Origin of the sequence: Maritalea sp. (assembly GCF_047634455.1) — a bacterium.
Classification (GTDB): Bacteria; Pseudomonadota; Alphaproteobacteria; order Rhizobiales; family Devosiaceae; genus Maritalea.
Genome location: NZ_JBLIAI010000001.1, coordinates 91,681 through 110,949, shown reverse-complemented (window position 1 = coordinate 110,949; position 19,269 = coordinate 91,681). Strand labels below are relative to the sequence as shown.

At 49.1% G+C, this 19,269-nt stretch carries 20 protein-coding genes; 14 read left to right on the top strand and 6 right to left on the bottom strand.

Going from position 1 to position 19,269, the window contains the following annotated elements; translation table 11 throughout:
- Positions 1-2 precede the first annotated feature (2 nt).
- The 3 genes from ACJAZW_RS00545 to ACJAZW_RS00535 all read right to left on the bottom strand — a co-directional run bounded on the left by ACJAZW_RS00545 (position 3) and on the right by ACJAZW_RS00535 (position 2,226).
- Entirely contained in the window at positions 3-479 is a 477-nt protein-coding gene (locus tag ACJAZW_RS00545) for a c-type cytochrome (RefSeq protein ID WP_415154891.1), read from the bottom strand.
- 7 nt (positions 480-486) lie between these two features.
- Entirely contained in the window at positions 487-1,158 is a 672-nt protein-coding gene (locus tag ACJAZW_RS00540; protein ID WP_415154972.1) for a L,D-transpeptidase family protein, read from the bottom strand.
- A gap of 657 nt (positions 1,159-1,815) precedes the next feature.
- Positions 1,816-2,226 (bottom strand): c-type cytochrome, encoded by a 411-nt coding sequence (locus ACJAZW_RS00535; protein WP_415154889.1) that lies wholly within the window; start codon positions 2,224-2,226, stop codon positions 1,816-1,818.
- 218 nt (positions 2,227-2,444) lie between these two features.
- Here ACJAZW_RS00535 and ACJAZW_RS00530 point away from each other — a divergent pair, with 218 nt between their 5' ends.
- The gene (locus ACJAZW_RS00530; protein WP_415154887.1) at positions 2,445-2,873 is read left to right on the top strand and encodes a c-type cytochrome; all 429 of its coding nucleotides are present in this window, start codon (positions 2,445-2,447) and stop codon (positions 2,871-2,873) included.
- 138 nt (positions 2,874-3,011) lie between these two features.
- Entirely contained in the window at positions 3,012-4,334 is a 1,323-nt protein-coding gene (locus tag ACJAZW_RS00525) for an APC family permease (RefSeq protein WP_415154885.1), read from the top strand.
- Positions 4,335-4,381: 47 nt separating this feature from the next.
- On the opposite strand, the gene ACJAZW_RS00520 is transcribed toward ACJAZW_RS00525, so the two are convergent.
- Positions 4,382-6,853: a heavy metal translocating P-type ATPase gene (locus ACJAZW_RS00520; RefSeq protein ID WP_415154971.1), complete on the bottom strand. Its 2,472-nt coding sequence runs from the start codon at positions 6,851-6,853 to the stop codon at positions 4,382-4,384.
- 166 nt (positions 6,854-7,019) lie between these two features.
- Between ACJAZW_RS00520 and ACJAZW_RS00515 the strand changes: the two genes are divergently transcribed.
- Positions 7,020-7,220 carry a heavy-metal-associated domain-containing protein gene (locus ACJAZW_RS00515; RefSeq protein ID WP_415154883.1) on the top strand — a complete coding sequence of 67 codons (201 nt, stop codon included), beginning with the start codon at positions 7,020-7,022 and terminating at the stop codon, positions 7,218-7,220.
- Positions 7,221-7,601: 381 nt separating this feature from the next.
- Positions 7,602-8,372 (top strand): IclR family transcriptional regulator, encoded by a 771-nt coding sequence (locus ACJAZW_RS00510; RefSeq protein WP_415154881.1) that lies wholly within the window; start codon positions 7,602-7,604, stop codon positions 8,370-8,372.
- Position 8,373: 1 nt separating this feature from the next.
- On the opposite strand, the gene ACJAZW_RS00505 is transcribed toward ACJAZW_RS00510, so the two are convergent.
- The gene (locus ACJAZW_RS00505; protein ID WP_415154879.1) at positions 8,374-9,441 is read right to left on the bottom strand and encodes a Gfo/Idh/MocA family protein; all 1,068 of its coding nucleotides are present in this window, start codon (positions 9,439-9,441) and stop codon (positions 8,374-8,376) included.
- A complete protein-coding gene (locus tag ACJAZW_RS00500; protein ID WP_415154877.1) occupies positions 9,438-9,890 on the bottom strand; it encodes a MaoC family dehydratase in 453 nt (150 codons plus the stop codon). Before ACJAZW_RS00500 ends, ACJAZW_RS00505 begins: the two co-directional genes overlap by 4 nt.
- 95 nt (positions 9,891-9,985) lie before the next feature.
- Here ACJAZW_RS00500 and ACJAZW_RS00495 point away from each other — a divergent pair, with 95 nt between their 5' ends.
- The 10 genes from ACJAZW_RS00495 to ACJAZW_RS00450 all read left to right on the top strand — a co-directional run bounded on the left by ACJAZW_RS00495 (position 9,986) and on the right by ACJAZW_RS00450 (position 19,269).
- Positions 9,986-10,552, top strand: coding sequence for a MaoC family dehydratase (locus ACJAZW_RS00495; protein WP_415154875.1), 567 nt, complete (start codon positions 9,986-9,988; stop codon positions 10,550-10,552).
- Entirely contained in the window at positions 10,545-11,684 is a 1,140-nt protein-coding gene (locus ACJAZW_RS00490; protein WP_415154873.1) for a hypothetical protein, read from the top strand. Before ACJAZW_RS00495 ends, ACJAZW_RS00490 begins: the two co-directional genes overlap by 8 nt.
- Complete coding sequence (locus ACJAZW_RS00485; protein WP_415154871.1) at positions 11,681-12,907, top strand: CaiB/BaiF CoA transferase family protein; 1,227 nt, start codon at positions 11,681-11,683, stop codon at positions 12,905-12,907. The genes ACJAZW_RS00490 and ACJAZW_RS00485 overlap by 4 nt, the downstream gene beginning before the upstream one ends.
- Positions 12,891-14,204, top strand: a complete 1,314-nt coding sequence (locus tag ACJAZW_RS00480) for an extracellular solute-binding protein (protein WP_415154869.1) — start codon at positions 12,891-12,893, stop codon at positions 14,202-14,204. Before ACJAZW_RS00485 ends, ACJAZW_RS00480 begins: the two co-directional genes overlap by 17 nt.
- Positions 14,205-14,318: 114 nt before the next feature.
- Complete coding sequence (locus ACJAZW_RS00475; RefSeq protein ID WP_415154970.1) at positions 14,319-15,212, top strand: carbohydrate ABC transporter permease; 894 nt, start codon at positions 14,319-14,321, stop codon at positions 15,210-15,212.
- Positions 15,212-16,057, top strand: coding sequence for a carbohydrate ABC transporter permease (locus ACJAZW_RS00470; RefSeq protein ID WP_415154867.1), 846 nt, complete (start codon positions 15,212-15,214; stop codon positions 16,055-16,057). The genes ACJAZW_RS00475 and ACJAZW_RS00470 overlap by 1 nt, the downstream gene beginning before the upstream one ends.
- Positions 16,058-16,059: 2 nt before the next feature.
- Positions 16,060-17,178: an ABC transporter ATP-binding protein gene (locus ACJAZW_RS00465; protein ID WP_415154865.1), complete on the top strand. Its 1,119-nt coding sequence runs from the start codon at positions 16,060-16,062 to the stop codon at positions 17,176-17,178.
- Positions 17,171-18,280, top strand: coding sequence for a mandelate racemase/muconate lactonizing enzyme family protein (locus ACJAZW_RS00460; RefSeq protein ID WP_415154863.1), 1,110 nt, complete (start codon positions 17,171-17,173; stop codon positions 18,278-18,280). The genes ACJAZW_RS00465 and ACJAZW_RS00460 overlap by 8 nt, the downstream gene beginning before the upstream one ends.
- A gap of 10 nt (positions 18,281-18,290) precedes the next feature.
- The gene (locus ACJAZW_RS00455; protein ID WP_415154861.1) at positions 18,291-18,620 is read left to right on the top strand and encodes an L-rhamnose mutarotase; all 330 of its coding nucleotides are present in this window, start codon (positions 18,291-18,293) and stop codon (positions 18,618-18,620) included.
- On the top strand, positions 18,613-19,269 hold the full coding sequence (locus tag ACJAZW_RS00450) for an RraA family protein (protein WP_415154859.1): 657 nt from the start codon (positions 18,613-18,615) through the stop codon (positions 19,267-19,269). Before ACJAZW_RS00455 ends, ACJAZW_RS00450 begins: the two co-directional genes overlap by 8 nt.

Below are 19,269 nucleotides of genomic sequence, written 5' to 3'. Positions count from 1 at the left end.
TTCTACTTAGGCTGGCTGTTCATTTCGTCATGGCGGGTTTGAATTTCGCCAGGCCATCTGGATTTTATGTAGGCGAGCGCGGCGATAATTTCATGGTCTTCCAAAATGCCATCATAGATGGGCATGTCGGTTTGGTAATCTGGCTTGTTTATGAGTTTGGCGAGGCCAAGTTTGGTAATCGTCATGAGCAGTTCATCTCTATGATGCCAAGTATGACCGGTTTCATCATGTGGAGGTGCTGGCATACGACCTGATTCTTTAGGCGTTTGCCAGTCTGGCTCACCTTTCAAATTGTCGCCGTGACATGACGCACAGTTTTCACTGTAGATCACTTCCCCTTTGGCCACAACGACTGGATCCTTATAAGGCAGCAATGAACCGGCAGGCAGTCCGATTTGAGAGATGCCAATATTTGCCCATGACATTACAATCAAAACCGAAACTGCGATGCCGCCAAAGATCACTGGTTTAGTCTTCACAGCATCCTCAGATCACAAGGATTGGGGTTTTGTTCGGCACTCTTTGATACAAATCGATGATGTCATGATTGAATAACCGAACACATCCACTCGAGACCGCTTTGCCGATACTCCAATATTCCGGCGTACCATGCAATCGATAAAGCGTGTCTTTGCCGTCTTTGAAGATATAAAGCGCCCGTGCACCAAGTGGGTTATTTAGACCTGGCTGCATGCCACCGTTTTCGTAGCTATATTTCTCTAGTTCTGGCTGGCGCGCGATCATATCTGCAGGCGGAGTCCATGTTGGCCATTTTCGCTTCCATTGGATGAGCGCTCTGCCGGACCAGGCAAAGCCTGCACGTCCTAAGCCAACACCATACCGGAGGGCGCGGCCATCTGGCTGCACCAAATAGAGGAAGAACTTCGTCGTATCGACGACCACAGTACCGGGCTGCTCATCAGTCTTGTACCGAACTTCTTGTCGATAGTATTGCGGGTCGATTTTTTTCGGGTCAATTGCCGGTATCGGGAACTGCTCGTTTGGCAGGGGCCCATACATAGAGGCGGCTGCGCTGGTCAACTCTGTTGCACTTTTCTCGGCACTGACACCAGAGGCACAGGCACCGAGCAGTCCGGTCAATGCAAGTGCTGAACCTGTCTGAATAAATTGCCGGCGCGATGGGGTTGGGATGCTAATCGTCATAAATTCTGCCACATAATTTTTGTGGTTGCGCTTAAGTTCTACGCAACATTTTGGTTTAAGATGTTGAAATTTGTTATGAGGACACAGTGATCGGCGGGGGGGCATTGAGTGACAAGACAATCGCACGAAGCAGTTCGCCGTTGTGACATTCAGCCGCCAGGTTAAATTGCCCGCAAAAAGCTGCGACTAAACCAGATATGCCTACCGTACAATCGCTAACACAATTTGTTTTGGCGTGGGCCGTCTTTTCAGAGCTGCAGCATTCACCACCAACTGATTGCTCGATAACCAGGCTGGCAATTGCTGGCGTGGAATCTAGGCGCGAATTAGCATTCGCCAGCATTGATTGTGCGAACAAAAGAAAACTTGCAACAATAATCGTCAATAGGATGCGCATAGCGAATCATACACCGTCGGAAAATCCATTTCTACCATGATGAGGTAATTGTGATAACAAGTTTACTCCCAAACCATGAACCAAGCGTTCCTGCCAAACGCTGCGTGTTCTTTCATATGTCAGCAAAACAGCCATTTGCTCTGATTATTTAATACAAATTCAGTTTTGGTGTTGTGCTACGCACCGATCAAACCCCAAAATGGGGCAGGCGGCGCGTCATGCTGATTACTGCCCCTTGTTGTGCACGCGAGAAATTATTCAATTCCGTTTGTTACCTGCAATTTACGAATGTAGGAGATGATTAAAGTTAGATCACTCTCATCAACGCCTTCAACACGCGGCATGTCACCAAACGTCCAGTGATGCTGCCGAACGCCGTTTTTAGCGGCAAGTTGGAAAGCGATATCAGCGTGGTGAGATGGTTTGTAATATGTATGAACCAGCGATGGGGCAAAGCCCTGTCGACCCTCCGCATTATCGCCGTGGCACGAAGAGCAGTTTTCAGCAAACAAAGCCTTTCCCTCCTGTTCCTCGCTTGTTAATTGCGGCACCAAGACTTCTGCCATTGGTTCGCCTGTCGCTTCTGGCTTGCTCCCCTTAAGGTACCAAACGGTGCCACCAACAAGTATAATTACCAAAATTAGATAGTTGAGGTTCTTAGACATAATTCACTTCTGACGGGCCAAGTTGTTTAAAATGGGGCAGTTTTTGAAAAGTGCGATTTGGGCGTTACATGCAGGTTCCAGTTGGGGAAATGTCAACTGGTGATTTGTGTGCCGCTTGCCCAATTGTCGCATCTGCTATATTTAGATTGACCTTCCAGTTGGGGGATGTTGCAGTTCTCGCGTTCAGTTGAGCGTCGAATTTACAGTCAGGAATTGAAATGAAGTATATCGTGTTGGGCTTTTTTGCTGTTGGATTGACCATAGTAGCATGGAACTACTTCAATAAGCCGGATTTTCCAGACACCGCAAATTTGTCCGGCAAAGTTGACGTTCGGCTTGTTGAGCTTTCTCCGTTGGCAGAAAAAGGCAAAGAAATATTTGACGAGAACTGTTCAGCTTGTCATGGGGATAACGCCAGCGGTGGCGACGGTGCCCCGCCACTAATTCACGATATTTACAACCCAGGCCATCATGGCGATGCAGCATTTCTTAATGCGGTCCAAAATGGCGTGCCACAGCACCATTGGAAGTTCGGCAATATGCCACCACGCGAGGGGCTAACTCAGTTGCACGTCGCAGCGATTGTCACCTACATACGTGAACTCCAGGTGGCCAATGGCGTCGCGACGGCGCAGCACGACATGTAGGTTTGTTTTTGGTTGGTGAAATGGGTGGTGTCGACTATTCAAACCAGGTCAGGCTGAATTTCAGATGCAGATCGTGATCAGCTAAAATTTCGATTTACGCTGGCATCGTTTGCAACGACTCAACAAATGGAGCCAACAATGCAGCACGACCATAAAGCCGAGGACTATAAAGCCGGGAGTATTTCACTCGGAGGCGCCGTTGCCATGGGCACTGGCGTCATGATCGGCGCCGGAATTTTTGCGCTGACGGGCCAAGTTGCTCAACTCGCAGGCCCGCTTTTTCCACTTGCATTTATCATTGGTGCAATCGTGACCAGTCTTAGTGCTTATAGTTATATCAAAATGTCAAACGCCTGGCCCTCATCTGGCGGCATCGCTATGATTTTGCAGAAATGCTATGGCCCCGGCGGCATTGCTGCGGCCGCAGCACTTCTAATGGCGCTAAGCATGGTTATTGCTGAAAGTTTGGTGGCCCGTACATTTGCCACATATGTGTTGCGACCTTTTGAAATTACGAGTGGCCCGTTGGTGCCTATATTGGCCGTCGCAGTGATTTTGTTTGCATTTGTTGTCAATATCGCCGGAAACCGATCTGTCGGGCTTTTTTCGCTCATAATGGCAGCCATTAAAATTGGCGGCATCGCACTTTTTGGTATCGCAGCTTTATGGTCCAGCGGATTTCAGTTTTCGGCTTCCGATGGGGTGCAAACATTCACCGCAATGGGTTTTGTGGCCTCAGTGGCGTTTGCAATTCTCGCATTTAAAGGGTTTACCACAATCACCAACAGCGGTGGTGAGGTAACGGATCCGCACAAAAACGTTGGTCGCGCCATCATGATTTCCATCGCACTGTGTGTTGTTGTTTATTTGTTGGTCGCCTTTGGCGTGGGGTCCAGTTTGACCATTGAGCAAATTATTGCCGCCCGGGATTATTCATTGGCGGAAGCTGCAGCACCAGCACTTGGCCAGCTTGGATTCTATTTAACGGTTGTTCTCGCTGCTGTAGCGACCGCATCAGGGGTATTGGCCAGCGTGTTTGCAGTTTCTCGTATGCTTGCCATGCTCACGAATATGAAGATGATCCCACATAGTCATTTTGGTATGTCGGGACCAATTCAGCGGCACACGCTTGTGTATACTGTTGTTATCGCTTCTGTTTTGGCAGTGTTTTTTGATCTCGGTCGGATCGCATCTTTGGGTGCATTTTTCTATCTTGTTATGGACATGCTCGTTCATTGGGGCGTGCTGCGATATCGCAGAAAAGACATTGGGGCATCATCGTGGATTTTGATTGCGGCACTTTTGGCAGACGCCATTGTGCTCATCGCGTTTACGTCCATGAAGCTGCAATCTGACCCCGCAATTGTGTTAATTGCCGCTGTCACATTCCTGATCGTGTTTGTCTTTGAACGGTTTTATACCGGGAAATGGCTGGCAGTAAACGAGACTCACGAACACTAAGAAAACGAAGGGCAGGCGACAAACAAATGTCGCCTGCTTGTAGTTTTCTAGTGTGTTGCGCGGAAACGTTTTAAACGTAGCGCATTTGTTAAAACGAATACGCTTGAAACGGCCATTGCACCCGCTGCCAACATTGGGGATAACAATGTGCCGGTGATCGGATAAAGAATACCGGTTGCCACCGGGATCAAGCTGACATTATACGCAAATGCCCAAAATAGATTTTGATGAATGTTCGTGATGGTGGCTTTTGAGAGTGCTATTGCATTTGCCACGCCGCGCATATCGCCAGACATCAAAACGACGTCAGCGCTCTCAATTGCAATGTCTGTCCCTGTTCCGATCGCAAGTCCAACATTGCTTTGTGCAAGAGCCGGTGCATCATTAATACCGTCACCAACAAAGCTGACATGGGTATTTCCAGCTTGCAATTGCTTGATTGCATCGACTTTGCCCGCAGGTAATACTTCCGCAATCACGGTATCAATATTCAGTTTCTTGGCAATTGCGTTCGCGGTTTGCTGGTTGTCGCCGGTAATCATGGCGACCTTTAGACCCAATTTATGTAGTGCAGCAATTCCAGCTGCTGTTGTTTCTTTGATCGGATCAGCCACAGCGATTATCGCCGCGAGCTTGCCATCTATTGCTGCATATAGCGGCGTTTTGGCTTCGTTCCCCAACGCCATCGTGATCTCTTTATAAGCAGATAAATCGTGCCCAAGACTGATCATATAGCGATCAGCACCAACCTGAACGGTGTGCCCATCAGCTTCAGCTTCAATTCCATATCCCGTTTGAGAATTGAAGGTATCTGTTGTGGGTACTAAGATATTACGTTCTTTTGCCGCTTGAACAATAGCCTCTGCGATCGGGTGTTCTGAATTTGATTCCGCCGCTGCAATTAAGCTTAGCGTGTTGTTTTCCTCAAAACCGTTAAACAGCTTGAAATCGGTTAAAACCGGGCGACCAAGCGTTAAGGTTCCAGTTTTGTCGACAGCAACAATTTCTGTGTTTTTCAAATCTTGAAGCGCTTCACCATTTCTGAACAACACCCCCATTTCGGCAGCGCGTCCCGTGCCAACCATAATCGAAGTTGGTGTGGCCAGGCCCATGGCGCAGGGGCAGGCGATAATAAGCACCGCGACGCCGTTTACGAGAGCGAATGATAGCGCTGGGTCTGGTCCAAAAACCATCCAAACGACAACCGTAATTAGCGCGATGAGCATTACTATAGGCACGAAAATGGCGGTGACTTTGTCGACCAATGCTTGAATAGGCAGTTTTGAGCCTTGAGCGTTTTCGACCATTTTGATGATTTGCGCTAGCGCGCTGTCGGCACCAATTTTTGTGGCCTGAAATTCAAAACTACCGGTTTTGTTGATCGTGCCGCCAATAACGTCGCTACCGGCGGTTTTTTCAACAGGTATAGGCTCGCCTGAGATCATGGATTCATCAACAAAGGATGAGCCTTTGGTCACTTCGCCATCTACGGGCACTTTGTCGCCAGGGCGGACTTGAACGATGTCACCTGAGAGCACTTCATCAAGCGGTATATCAACGAAGATTTCATTGCGCAGAACGCGAGCCGACTTTGCCTGTAAGTTCATCAATTTCGTAATGGCTTCACTTGTGCGACCCTTGGCGCGGGCTTCAAGAACGCGACCAAGCAGAATGAGTGTCACGATAACAGTGCTTGCTTCAAAATAAACATTTGCCGTGCCCGCGGGTAAAATTTGAGCAGCAAAAGTAGACACGACGGAATAGGCCCAAGCTGCGGTTGAACCCAACACCACCAGCGAATTCATTTCCGGGGCAAGGCGCAACAAGGCTGGTATTCCTTTTTTGTAAAATACCATGCCGGGGCCAAATTGCACGATGGTAGCGAGCACAAAATAGAACAGATATAGGTTTTGTTTGCCGACTAAATTCAGTAAACTCTCTCGAACGCCCGGAATGAAATGAGAAGCCATCTCCAAGAAAAACACCGGTGCCGTTAGAATTGCCGCTGTGATGAAGTTCCGCTTCAAGGACACATAATGGGCTTCTTTGCTCGCTCTACGTTCATCGTCAGATGATGTGTCAGACGCACGTCGTTTCGCGGTGTATCCTACCTTTTTGACGGCACCAATAAGTGAGGCGATTTCCACACCGTGAAAGGCGATGATGTTTGCGCTCTCTGTTGCTAAGTTCACATTGGCACTAACAACGCCTGACAACTTGCTCAGGGCATCTTCCACACGCTTCACACAAGACGCACACGTCATGCCCTCAATGTCGAGTTGGACATCAAATGTTGGTACCGCATAGCCAATTTTTTCTATTGTTCTGGCGACTTCGTCGACTTGGCCTTTATCGGTGACTTCAAAAGTCGCCATTTCTGTGGCCAAATTAACAGAGACAGCACGGACACCTTCAATCTTGCTAATGGCCGTTTCAACCCGTTTGACGCAAGACGCACATGTCATTCCCTCAATAGGCAATTTTGTCGTGTTGATTTGACCATTAAACTCAGGGCGCATGTTCATGTGTTAGCTCCAATTTCATTCGATTAAGCCGCAACCTAAACCTTCTAGTCAATGGAAGGTCAACAGGTGAAAAACACAAAGTTCAACAGTGTTTTTTCTTGACCTTACAGCAACTGGAAGTCTTATCTATTGATCCAGTTCAACATCGAAGGAATTCAATATGACAATGTTTAACGTACCAGATATGACATGTGGTCACTGCGAAGCAACAGTTACAAAAGCTATTCAAGGTGTTGACCAATCAGCTACTGTAAAAGCTGACTTGGCGGCAAACAAAATTGAAGTAGCCTCCACTGCTGGGTCCGAGGCAATATTGGCCGCACTTGATGAAGCGGGTTACCCGTCTTCTGTTGCTGCATAATTCTTCGTCTTTATGGCCGCACTGTTTCTAAATTTGTGCGGCCTTTCTAACAAAACATACCTGGCTCTTTCGCCATTGCAAATTCGTGCCCTTGCCAACCGCCAGCGCTTGTACTGGGATTGTTGAGCGGGCGCTGTCTGCTGGTTGTTGCGCGAGCGTAGGCTCAGTATCGATTTCTTTCAACTCCTGTCCCACAAAAACTCAAAAAAGACGGCAATAATATTTCCAGAAATAAAATTTGTTTTGTGTGTCGCAAATGGTACCGCCCGTGTGGCGCGGTCACTATCCTGCCGTGATTGGGCAATGATAATTCGCACCGATTGCATCCGATACGTCTTCGCCCCATATTATGGACTTAAGCCAACATTATGGAAGTAGAACTTGGATAATACTGAAAAATACAAGGCACCCGCGCTCGATAAGGGATTGGATATCATAGAGATTCTGGCATCTGAGGGTGCCAGCTTGACCCAAGGCGAGATTGCGAATCGTCTTGAGCGGTCCGTAAGCGAAATATTCCGTATGTTGGTGGTGTTGCGCAAAAGAGGGTTAATTGCCCTTGATGAACAAAGCGATAGATATTACCTCACGACACATCTTTTTGAATTGGCTAATCGCATTCCAATTGTGAAGCGACTAACGGTTGCCGCCGCGCCGGTGATGCGTCAATTGGCAAAGGACTGTAATCAATCGTGTCATTTAGCCGCCCGCTCACAAGATAGCGTTGTGATCGTAGGGCAAGTCGATAATCCGGGTAACAACGTGTTAAGCGTGCGCATGGGCGCGCGGATCGAATTGTGGCGCACGTCTTCAGGCCGGGTGATCTTGGCCAATAGCGATCCTGCTGAAATTGACAAAGCTTTTGCCACTATCCCCCATCCGGATGGAATTGGCGTTGATCAGCTGCGTAAGGAATTGGCAGAAAGTGCCAGCCTTGGTTACGAACAAATGGAAAGCTTCGTCGTCAAAGGGGTTGAGAATATCAGTGCACCTATTTTAGGGTTTGACGGATTCGCAGCTGCTGCGTTGACTATTCCCTATATCGGTCGGCATCATGGCGGCGTGCCGATTGAAGATTGCCGTGAGCTTCTTCTCGTTGCTGCCGAAGCAATTTCTGTGCAATTGGGTGGCCCCGCTAGAGCTGCCAAATAGTTTATATGGTCGGAATTTTCGGCAATTTATGCGATGGCACATGGTTCGCCTCAAAACATGCCTCAACCAAAGCCATTGTCTCAATGCAATCCTCAACCGACGTGACAAGCGCTTTGTCCTCACCATTGTGAAACCTTTGCACATTGCTCATCACGCCAATAAAAGCGTCGACGAACCAAGAGCCCTGCAATGTAACTTCCTCCCACGGGCCACCTAACTCCGCAAACCACAATTCGTCTGGCTCGCCTTCCGGGTAATTCAAGTTGACGCCAATTTGCGTGACCATTGCGCCCCTAGTGCCTTCAAATCGAAACTTGCAGTCCTGAAATTTTGATCCGAAATTATGGTTGTGGTTAATCGACAGAACGCACCGCAATTTGTCGCCATAGTCGAGCATTGCTGTCGTGCGGGTCTGCGCCATGTCCTCAGATCGCGGATCTCCCATCGTTCGTGCAAAAACGCCCTTTGGCGCCCCAACCAAAGAGCGAATGAGATCGAGATAATGGATGGAGTGGACAGCGATTTCGACACGTTCCATCGACTTGAGAAACGGAAACAGGTGCCAAGGCGTGTTGACGTTCAAATGGACTTCGATCTCTAACAAATCGCCCAATAGGTTTTGTTCAATAGCGTCCCGAACAGCCAACATTTGCGGACTAAAGCGCAACTGGAAATTGATCGCGGCATTTAGCTTTCGTTCCCTCGATATTGCGAGAATATGCGACGCTTGCGCAAAATTGGCCCCCATTGGTTTTTGAATGAGAACTGTTGCCCCAACCGGTATTTTTTCTAACACGCTCGAAATTGCCGCCGGGGGCAACGCGACATCGTAAATGTATTGGCCCCCACTCGCCACCGCCTCATCCAAACTCTTGAAACTATTTTCGATGCCCCACTCATTCGCAACAGATCGGGCGCGTTCTTGATCTAAATCGAAAATGCCGTGAACAGGGAAACCGGATTGTTTATAGGCAGGTAAATGTGCGTCCGTCACAATACCGCCTGCACCAATGATAATGATTGGAGTGACTTTGCTGGGCTTGGCCCACTTTTGCTTCAACGTCATCATTGCGTTCCTTGCTTTTTCACCAACAGGATATGTTCACAAAACAAAACTGTCTCGTTGTTTTGGTTTTTCACGCTACAGCTTTCCACCACCTGTCCAAAACCCGGTCGTTTAAGGTCATCCGTTACTTTGGTGATTTCAATCTCTGTGTGGATTGTGTCGCCTATAAATACGGGCTTTGGAAAACGCAACCGCTCGTATCCATAGGTCATCGCGTGTGGGTTGATTACTGTCGCCGTTAGCCCAACCCCAATTGCAAATGTCATTGTGCCATGCGCAATGCGCTGGCCAAACGGTTGCGTTTTACAAAATTCGTCGTCCATGTGGTGGGGGAAAAAATCTCCGCTGTGTCCTGCATGAACCACAAAATCGGTTTCTGTAATTGTGCGCCCTAGGGTCTTTCGTTCTTGTCCCAACTCAAAACTCTCAAAGTAGCGTGCCTCGTGCTGCATTTTTCCCTCCCCATAGTTCTTTTGTATATGAAAATAGATTTGACATATAAAATAGTCAAGTCTATATTGGATACAAATAGGGAGTGAACTGATCAATGGCGATTGAAATTGGCACACATGTGAGACCGCCTTCGGATATGCCGGAGGACCATGGTGCCATTCCTGTGTGGAATGCTGAGAACTGGTTTTATGAAGATTTTGCAGTCGGCGATCAAATCCGTAGCCTGCGCCGCACCATTTCTGAGGGCGAGGCCATGCAGTTCAACATGATGGTGATGGACCTTCACCCCTATGTCGCTGACGAGCACTTTGCCAAAAACGAAGGTGTGTTTGGGCGGCGTCTTGTTTCGGGTGCACAGGTCTTTTCATACGGGCTGGGTCTTGCTGCAACCAACTGCCTGAATTCGTTTTCGTATGGCTATGATCGGCTTCGTTTTATCAAACCAACGTTCATTGGCGATACAATCTACACAATTCGTGAAAACCTCTCAAAAGAGCCAAAGTACGACGATATGGGCCTCGTGCGTGTGAGCTACAGCGTTTTCAAAGAGGACGGAGTTCTGGTGCTTTATTGTGAGCACCTCATGACCGTCAAATACCAAAACAGCCAGACCCAAAAAAGCGATGCCAACCGACAAGCTGGAATTGCCGGCAATGACTGAGACCCAGATCACACTCAAAGGCATGACATGGGACCACGCCCGCGGCTTCGATCCGATGGTTGTGACGTCCGAAGTTTTTTGCGATGAGCGATATCCTGATTTGAGGATCGTTTGGGAAAAACGTTCGTTGCAGGCGTTTGCAGATCGGCCCATTGAACACATGGCCAACGAATACGACCTGATGGTCATAGATCACCCGCATGTTGGCGACATCGCCTCATCTGGAATTTTGGCTTCATTCGACGATCAGGGATTTGAAAAAGAATTAGAACTGCTTTCCCTGCAGTCCACTGGCGTTTCCCACCCCTCCTATAATTTTGGGGGACGCCAATGGGCGCTGGCAATTGATGCGGCGACGCCTGTGTCGGCGTTTCGGCCAGACACTCTACAGGACACCCCGAGAACTTGGGACGATGTTGTTGCACTTGCTCAGGACAAACAAGTTGTTTGGCCGCTGATCCCCATTAACGCATTGATGAGTTATTTCAACGTTCTTTCGAACTTAGGCCATGATTTTGGGCAATCCGAAATTGGCGTCGACGATGCGATCGGTGTCCACGCGCTTGAACAAATGAAGCGCGTGTCTGATCACGTTCCCCCGGCCTGTTTCTTTATGGACCCCATTGCAGCTTATGAATGGCTCGCCTGCCGTTCCGCGCACTCCTATTGCCCCTATCTTTACGGCTACACAAACTACTCCCGAGAGGGCTTTCGGCCACACAAAGTGCGTGTCGCAAACATTCCAACTCATGCCGACAATGGGCCTGTTGGCTCGCCAATCGGTGGGACAGGCATAGCCATTTCCAAGCAGTGCCAGCACAAAGACATCGCGTTCGAGTATGCGTTTTGGATTGCGTCAGCTGAATGTCAAAAAGGTCTGTTTTTTGATGCCGGCGGGCAACCGGCCAATGTTGAAGCCTGGGTTGACCAAAGATGCAACGCGTTGAGCGCCGATTTCTTCTCTGAGACTTTGCCGACGCTCGAACAATCATATCTGCGCCCGCGCCATCATGGCTATATGGCTTTCCAAGACGCTGCAGGCGATATCGTTCGTAATTGTCTTTTAGGCGATTTGTCAGAGAAGCAGGCGGCGAGCGACATCAATGCACTTTACCAACGGGGTGCAAGATGACCCCGCCAATCGATACTCATGACAATGGTTTGCTCGACGGTTTGCTCGTGGTTGACTTCTCCCAGTTTTTGGCTGGGCCGTTGGCAGGCCTCAAGCTTGCTGATTTTGGCGCACGTGTTGTCAAAATTGAACGGCCAGAAATCGGCGATTTGTGCCGTTACCTCTATTTGTCCGATGTTGAAGTGCACGGCGCGAACACACTGTTCCACGCCATCAACCGCAACAAGCAGAGCTATTCAGCGAACCTCAAAGACAAATTGGACTTGGAAAAAGTCCTAAAGCTCTGCGCCAAGGCGGATGTGGTCATCCAAAACTTCCGCCCCGGCATTATGGAAAAACTTGGCCTAAGCTTTGATCAGATCAAACAGATCAATCCTGGTGTGGTTTACGCGTCGGTCTCTGGTTATGGTGAAGACGGGGATTGGAAAGATCTCCCCGGTCAAGACCTTCTTGCCCAAGCTCGATCCGGGCTATTGTGGCTTTCTGGCGATCACGGAGACGCGCCGACCGCAATGGGGCTGGCTGTCGCCGACCAACTTGCTGGAAATATTGTGGTGCAAGGCATATTGGCTGCCCTCATCCGTCGTGGCAGATCAGGGCAGGGCGCACATATTCAAACCAGCCTGCTAGAGGCGCTTGTTGACTTCCAGTTCGAAGTTTTAACAACCCACATCAATGACGCTGAAAACCGTCTGCCAAAGCGCAGTGCATTTAACAACGCACACGCCTACCTGTCCGCGCCCTATGGTGTTTACCCCACGAGCGATGGTTATGTGGCCATTGCGATGACCCCGGTAGATAAGCTTGGCGAAATAGTGGGCAGCGAAGCGCTTGCTGCCTATGCCGATGAAAAGCAGTGGTTTGAACACCGCGATGAAATCAAACAACGGCTTGCGGATCACTTGAAATCGGACACCACACAACACTGGATGAAGCTCTTTGTAGCGAAAGACATTTGGGCCTCAGAAGTGCTGCAATGGCCAGACCTATTCCAATCAACCAGTTTTAAGGCCCTGCATTTTTTCCAAGAATTAGATCTTGGTCAGGGCAATTCCATGCAGGCAATGCGTTCCCCAATTCGGGTGGATGGCGACGTTTTAAACAGCGCGCGTCCGGCCCCCGCCATTGGTGAACACAATGCTGAAATAGACCGTGAGTTTGACCTCACGACAATTGAAGACCAATCTATCACCAAGGGAGGATTTGATGAGATTGTTAAGTAGACTATCAACCGTACTGCTGGCAGGTGCCACAGCGGTTTCAATGTTCGCGGGCGCTGCAAGCGCCGGGGAATTCGACGGCTATACGCTAAAAGTAAAGCTTATTGGTGGCGCTCAATATGAGCCACTTTATACGCGCATTCCTGAGTGGGAAGCTGCAACCGGCGCGAAAGTCGAAATTGTTTCAAGCAAGAACCATTTCGAACTCGACAAAGAGATCAAGCAAGACATCGCTTCTGGCTCGATCAACTGGTGCGTTGGTTCGAACCACACCAGCTTTGCGCCGCAATATGGTGACCTTTATATCGACCTAAGCGTTGTATTGGCAGATGATGTTATTGGTGCCATTTCACCAAATGTCATCAAAGCGAGCATGGTCGACGGTCGCCTGGTGCAACTCGCGCGTCACTCAGATGTATCGAACTTGTACTACATTAAGTCGTTGTACGAAGACGAAGCCAACAAAGCCGACTTTAAGGCTGAGTATGGCTACGATCTAACGCCGCCTGACACTTGGGCGCAGGTAAAAGATCAAGCGATCTTCTTTGCTGATCCGCCAAACTTCTACGGCACCCAATATGTGGGTAAAGATGAAGGTATTTCTGGACGTTTCTATGAAATGCTAGTTGCCGAAGGTGGCAGCTTCTTTGGAAATGACGGCAAAGTTGCGTTTAACTCACCAGAAGGCGTTCGCGCACTTGAGTGGTTCGTTGACTTGTACGAAGCCAAAGCTGTGCCTGCGGGTGTTCCAAACTATCTTTGGGATGAAACCGGTTTAGGGTTTGCTTCAGGTACTGTGGCCTTGAACTTAGATTGGGGCGGTTGGGCAACATTCTTCAACAGCGCTGATAGCAAAATCCAAGGTGATGTTGGCTTGATCCGCGCACCAAAAGGTTCAAGTGGCAAACGCACAGGTTGGTCTGGTTCTCACTCTTTCTCGATTACAGAAGCATGTGACAACAAACAGGCTGCAGCGTCGTTCATATCATTCTTGACAGATTTCGACAGCCAATTGCTCGAAGCACGCACAGGTTTGTTGCCGACACGCCCAGATGCGATTGCGGCAGTTATCGAAGAATCTAAAGCCGCCGGAAACGACTGGTTGGTTCATGTGTTTGAGGTTTTCGGGGCATCAATGGCTGAAGACGCATTTGCGGTTCCTTCCACACCTCTTTGGATTCCAATTTCAAACGAGTTGTTCCCGCAACTTCAAGCTGCAATCGTTGGCGAGAAAACACCTCAGCAGGCGTTGGATGACGCAGCCGCTGCTGCCAATCAATTGATCGAAGACGAAGGTTAAGCTTCGAGGTTTAAACGTAAAAACCGAGTGGGGTTACGACCCCACTCACTTGCTTAAAATGAGCAAGCATTCGTTGGAGTTAATATGTCAGTTTTGACAAATCTCAAGAGAAAGATGTTCTCGGAACAGGCAACGCCCTACATGTTGTTGCTCCCCGCAGTGATCATGATTTTGATTGTTGTGTTGGTGCCACTACTGTTCTCACTATGGACAAGCTTTACGCCCTACAAGTTGACAAGGCCGGATACGATTTGGAAATTTGTTGGCCTAAGAAATTACCAACGCATTTTCTCTGATTGGGATTTCTGGGTCGCCTTTGGTCGAACAGTTTTCTTCCTCGCCGTCGTCATCAATCTGGAATTTATGTTGGGTTTGGGCATTGCCCTGCTGATCAACAAGATCACTTGGGGGCAGCGCACTATGCGCACCATTATGATGTTCCCCATGATGTTTTCACCCATCTTGGTCGGGTTTCAATTCAAGTTCATTTTCAACGATAATGTCGGTATTTTGAACAACGCTTTGCAAGGCTTAGGTATCACAGAGCAAGCCATTCCGTGGCTGGTTGATGGCTGGCTTGCGATGGGCGCGATTGCCTTTGCAGAGATTTGGATGAGCACAAGTATTTTTGCCATTCTGCTTCTCGCGGGCCTATTTGCGATGCCAAAAGACCCGCTAGAAGCCGCCCAAGTGGATGGATGTAATGCTTGGCAAACTTTCAGGCACATCACGTTGCCGTTTCTAATGCCGTTCGCATATATCGCCATGACAATTCGTTCTTTGGATGTCGCAAGAGCATATGATGTGGTGGACACAATGACCGGCGGTGGACCGGCGGCCCGGACAGAGCTTCTTTGGACACTTATTGCGCGCACGGGATATGACAGCGCGAATATGGGTATGGCCAACGCCATGGCCTATGTCTCGATCCTGCTGTCGATCGCATTCACCTACTATTTCTTTTCAAAACTCGTCGCAGCCCGACGTTATATGGGGGGCGCGCAATAATGAGTACGCAAACAAAAGCCATTATCAGTTGGATTGTCACCTTTATCGTTATGCTGATCATAACGCTCCCCGGACTTTGGGTAATCCTGTCAGGATTTCGCCCATTACAAGAGATCCTAGCGAAGCCTGCAATCTGGATTCCGGAGCGCCTCACCCTAGACAATTTTATGAATATTTTTGGGCTCGGCGACAACCAAATTGGTATTCCGGTTCTAGCCTACTTTCGCAATTCAATTATTGTGTCTGTCACCAGTACGGCCATTGCAATTATTGTCGGTATTTCAGGCGGCTATGCCTTTGCGCGTTATCGTTTCAAGTTCAAAGATACTTTGTTCCTCGGCCTGATGCTTTCCCGCACCGTGCCCGGCATCGCTTTGAGTTTGCCAGTGTTCATTCTATGGGCACGCCTTGGCTGGATCGATACGCATTTTGGCTTGATACTGGTCTATGTCGCGCTGAATGTACCGTTTACCATTTGGCTGATCGATGGGTTCTTCAGACAGATACCCAAAGAGCTTGGGGAAGCCGCAGAGGTTGACGGATGCACACGCTGGCAGGCGTTTTGGAAAATTGAATTCCCACTCGCCAAATCCGGAATTGCATCAGCGGGAATTTTTGCCTTCCTCACAAGCTGGAACGAATTTGCGCTCGCGAGCAATCTGACGCGTTCAACCAACAGTAAGACGCTGCCGGTTGGCCTGACAGATTTCATCGCACAGTTCACAACAGATTGGGCTGGGATGAGTGCCATGGCGTTTATCATTATCGTGCCAGCGCTGATCCTCACGTTCCTCGTACAAAAACACCTCATTGCCGGCCTGACATTCGGCGGCGTAAAGGGATAATTATGACCGAAGTATCACTCCAGCAAGTTGTAAAAAATTATGGCCAGCTTGAAGTTGTTCATTCAATTGATCTTGAAATCAAAGACAGTGAATTTGTCGTTTTAGTCGGTCCTTCGGGTTGTGGTAAATCCACAACTCTTCGGATGATCGCGGGGCTTGAAGAAATCTCCGGTGGCACGATCAAAATTGGCGATAGGATCGTCAATGATCTTCCACCACGTGATAGAAATATCTCAATGGTTTTCCAAAACTATGCGCTTTATCCGCATATGACGGTGCGGGATAATCTCGGGTTTGGTTTGAAAATCGCCAAACTCCCTGAATCTGAAATTGGGCGCCGTGTTGACGAGGCTGCGGAGATTTTGGGGCTTGGTTTGTACATGGACCGTTTGCCCGCGGCCTTGTCTGGCGGTCAGCGCCAACGGGTGGCGATGGGCCGGGCGATTGTGCGCAAACCCGATGTGTTCTTGTTCGACGAGCCTTTGTCGAATTTGGATGCGAAACTACGTGGACAGATGCGTACCGAGATCAAAAAACTCCACAAGCGGGTCAACAATACTATCGTTTACGTGACCCACGACCAAGTCGAGGCCATGACCTTAGCAGATCGTATTGTGATCATGCGTGACGGGCATATCGAACAAGTGGGCACTCCGCTCGACGTCTTTGACAATCCGGCGAATATCTTCGTCGCTTCATTTATTGGAAGCCCGCCTATGAACCAACTCGATGGCAAGGTTGTGGGCGATGAAAAATCGGGACTACAAATTGCCTTGGCTGACAATATTCAGATCCCAGTGCCAACACGCGCTCAAAAATCTGTCACAAAAGGCCAAGCCATCATTGTTGGCATCCGACCTGATGATCTGACGCCCGTTGGCCACGGCATGATGGACGCCGGTGAAACGGTGAGCTTTGACTTAACAGTTTCGATCTCGGAGCCATTGGGGACGGAGACAATTTTGTTCTCTTCAATTGGCGCAAAAGAAGTCCAAGGCAAAATGCTAAACCCTAGACCAATTGAGGGCGACGAGCGTTTTACCTTCAATCTGTCTTTGGATCGTGTGCACTTGTTTGACGCAGAGAGCGGCATGAATGTGCTTGGTGATCAAAATGGCTAAGATCGAACGGATCGAAATTTCGATGGTCGATCTGGCGCCCAAGGTGAGGCGCACGGACGCTATTCAAAGTTTTGAAAGCCAGGAAACCCCAATTGTCAAAATTACGGACAGTGATGGCGTCGTCGGGGTTGGCTACAGCTACACGATTGGCACAGGCGGCCCGGCCATCATGTCTTTGCTTGAACGCACATTGTTGCCGCGTTTGATCGGGCGTGACCCAATGCAAATCGAGCAGATTTGGCACGATATGCTGTTTGCAACTCACGCCACAAGCGTCGGCGTGATTACCTCGTTGGCACTCGCTGCAATCGACACCGCTCTGTGGGATTTGAAATGCAAAAAACTTGGCCAGCCCTTGCACAAACTGGCTGGCGGCGCAAAGGATCGGATCCCGCTTTATTCAACCGAGGGCGGCTGGTTGCATTTATCGCCAGAAGAGTTGGTGGATGACGCGCTTGCGCGTCAGGCTGATGGATTTAAAGGTGTAAAAATAAAGATCGGCCACGAGCTAGCGGCGGATGATGCGGCTCGTTTAGGTGCGGTTCGCAATGCGGTCGGCAAACATTTTGAAATCATGACCGACGCAAACCAAAGCTTTTCACTATCTGAGGCGCGACGACGCGCGCGTGTATTGGAACAATTCGATATCGCTTGGTTTGAAGAGCCATTGCCAGCCGACGATGTGGGTGGACATCAACATTTGGCCCGGTTAACTACCGTGCCGATTGCTGTGGGCGAAAGCATGTATTCACTTTCACAATTCAACGAATATTTGCGCCGCGACGCAGCCTCAATCGTGCAAGTGGACGTGGCCAGAATTGGCGGCATTACCCCTTGGCTCAAAGTTGCGCACATGGCTGAAGCATTCAATGTTTCGGTATGTCCGCACTTTTTGATGGAGTTACACGTTTCGCTTTGTTGCGCAGTGCCCAATTCCCGCTGGCTGGAATATATCCCGCAATTGGACAGCTTAATCAACACGTCGATGAAGATTGAAGACGGATTTGGCGTGCCATCTGATGAGCCTGGTTTGGGGATCGATTGGGATTTATCGGCAATTGAAAAACTGAGCTTTGAGGGCTCAAATTTGGCCATAATTTAGGGAGGCCGTTATGCAGAGAATGGGAATGGTCATCGGTATTCGACCAGAATTCATCGAAAAATATAAAGCGCTCCACGCGGATGTTTGGCCTGAAATCTTACAGAGCCTCAGCGAGTGCAATGTCACCAACTACTCGATATTTTTGCGCGAACCTGAAAACCTTCTATTTGGCTACTGGGAATATGTGGGTGACGATTTTGCGGCAGACATGAAGTACATGGCTGATATGCCGATCACCCAAGAATGGTGGGATGTCTGCATTCCTTGCCAAAAGGCGCTCGAAACCCGCGCTGAGGGTGAATGGTGGGCGATGATGGAAGAGGTATTCTATCATGGTTGAGCTGCAATCACTCACCGACGAATTGGGCAAATGCTACACTGGCGTTGTGCATGACATTTTGCGCAAAGAGGGCTTTCGCAACTTTACATTACCGAGCGACATTACGCCTTTGTTGCCGGATCAGATTCTATGCGGCCCAGTGTTTACAATTGAAGGTAGAGTTGATGAAACCGCTGACGGGCATCAGACTTTGCTCGAATGGACGGGCTTACTTTCAAAAGCCAAGTCAGGTCACGTTTGGGTCTCGCAGCCGCATGACCGCACAATTGCCCATATGGGTGAATTATCGTCCGAAACGCTGATCAGCAAAGGCGTTTTAGGTTGTGTGGTGGATGGCGGTATTCGCGATACGCATTTTTTGAAGAAACAGGGTTTCCAGGCTTGGCGACGTTTCCACACACCACGTGATGTTGTTGGCCAATGGTTGCCGACCGGCTTCGATGTGGACATCATTATTGGCGATGTGTTGATCCAGCCCGGAGATTTTTTGCTGGGCGATCTTGATGGTTTGGTGCGCGTACCAAAAGCACATATTGCAGAAATAACGAAAAAATCCATCAAGGCAATGCAGACCGAAAACAAAGTTCGCACGGCAATCCTTGCCGGCACTGATCCGCAAGCAGCTTACCTCAAATATGGGAAGTTTTAA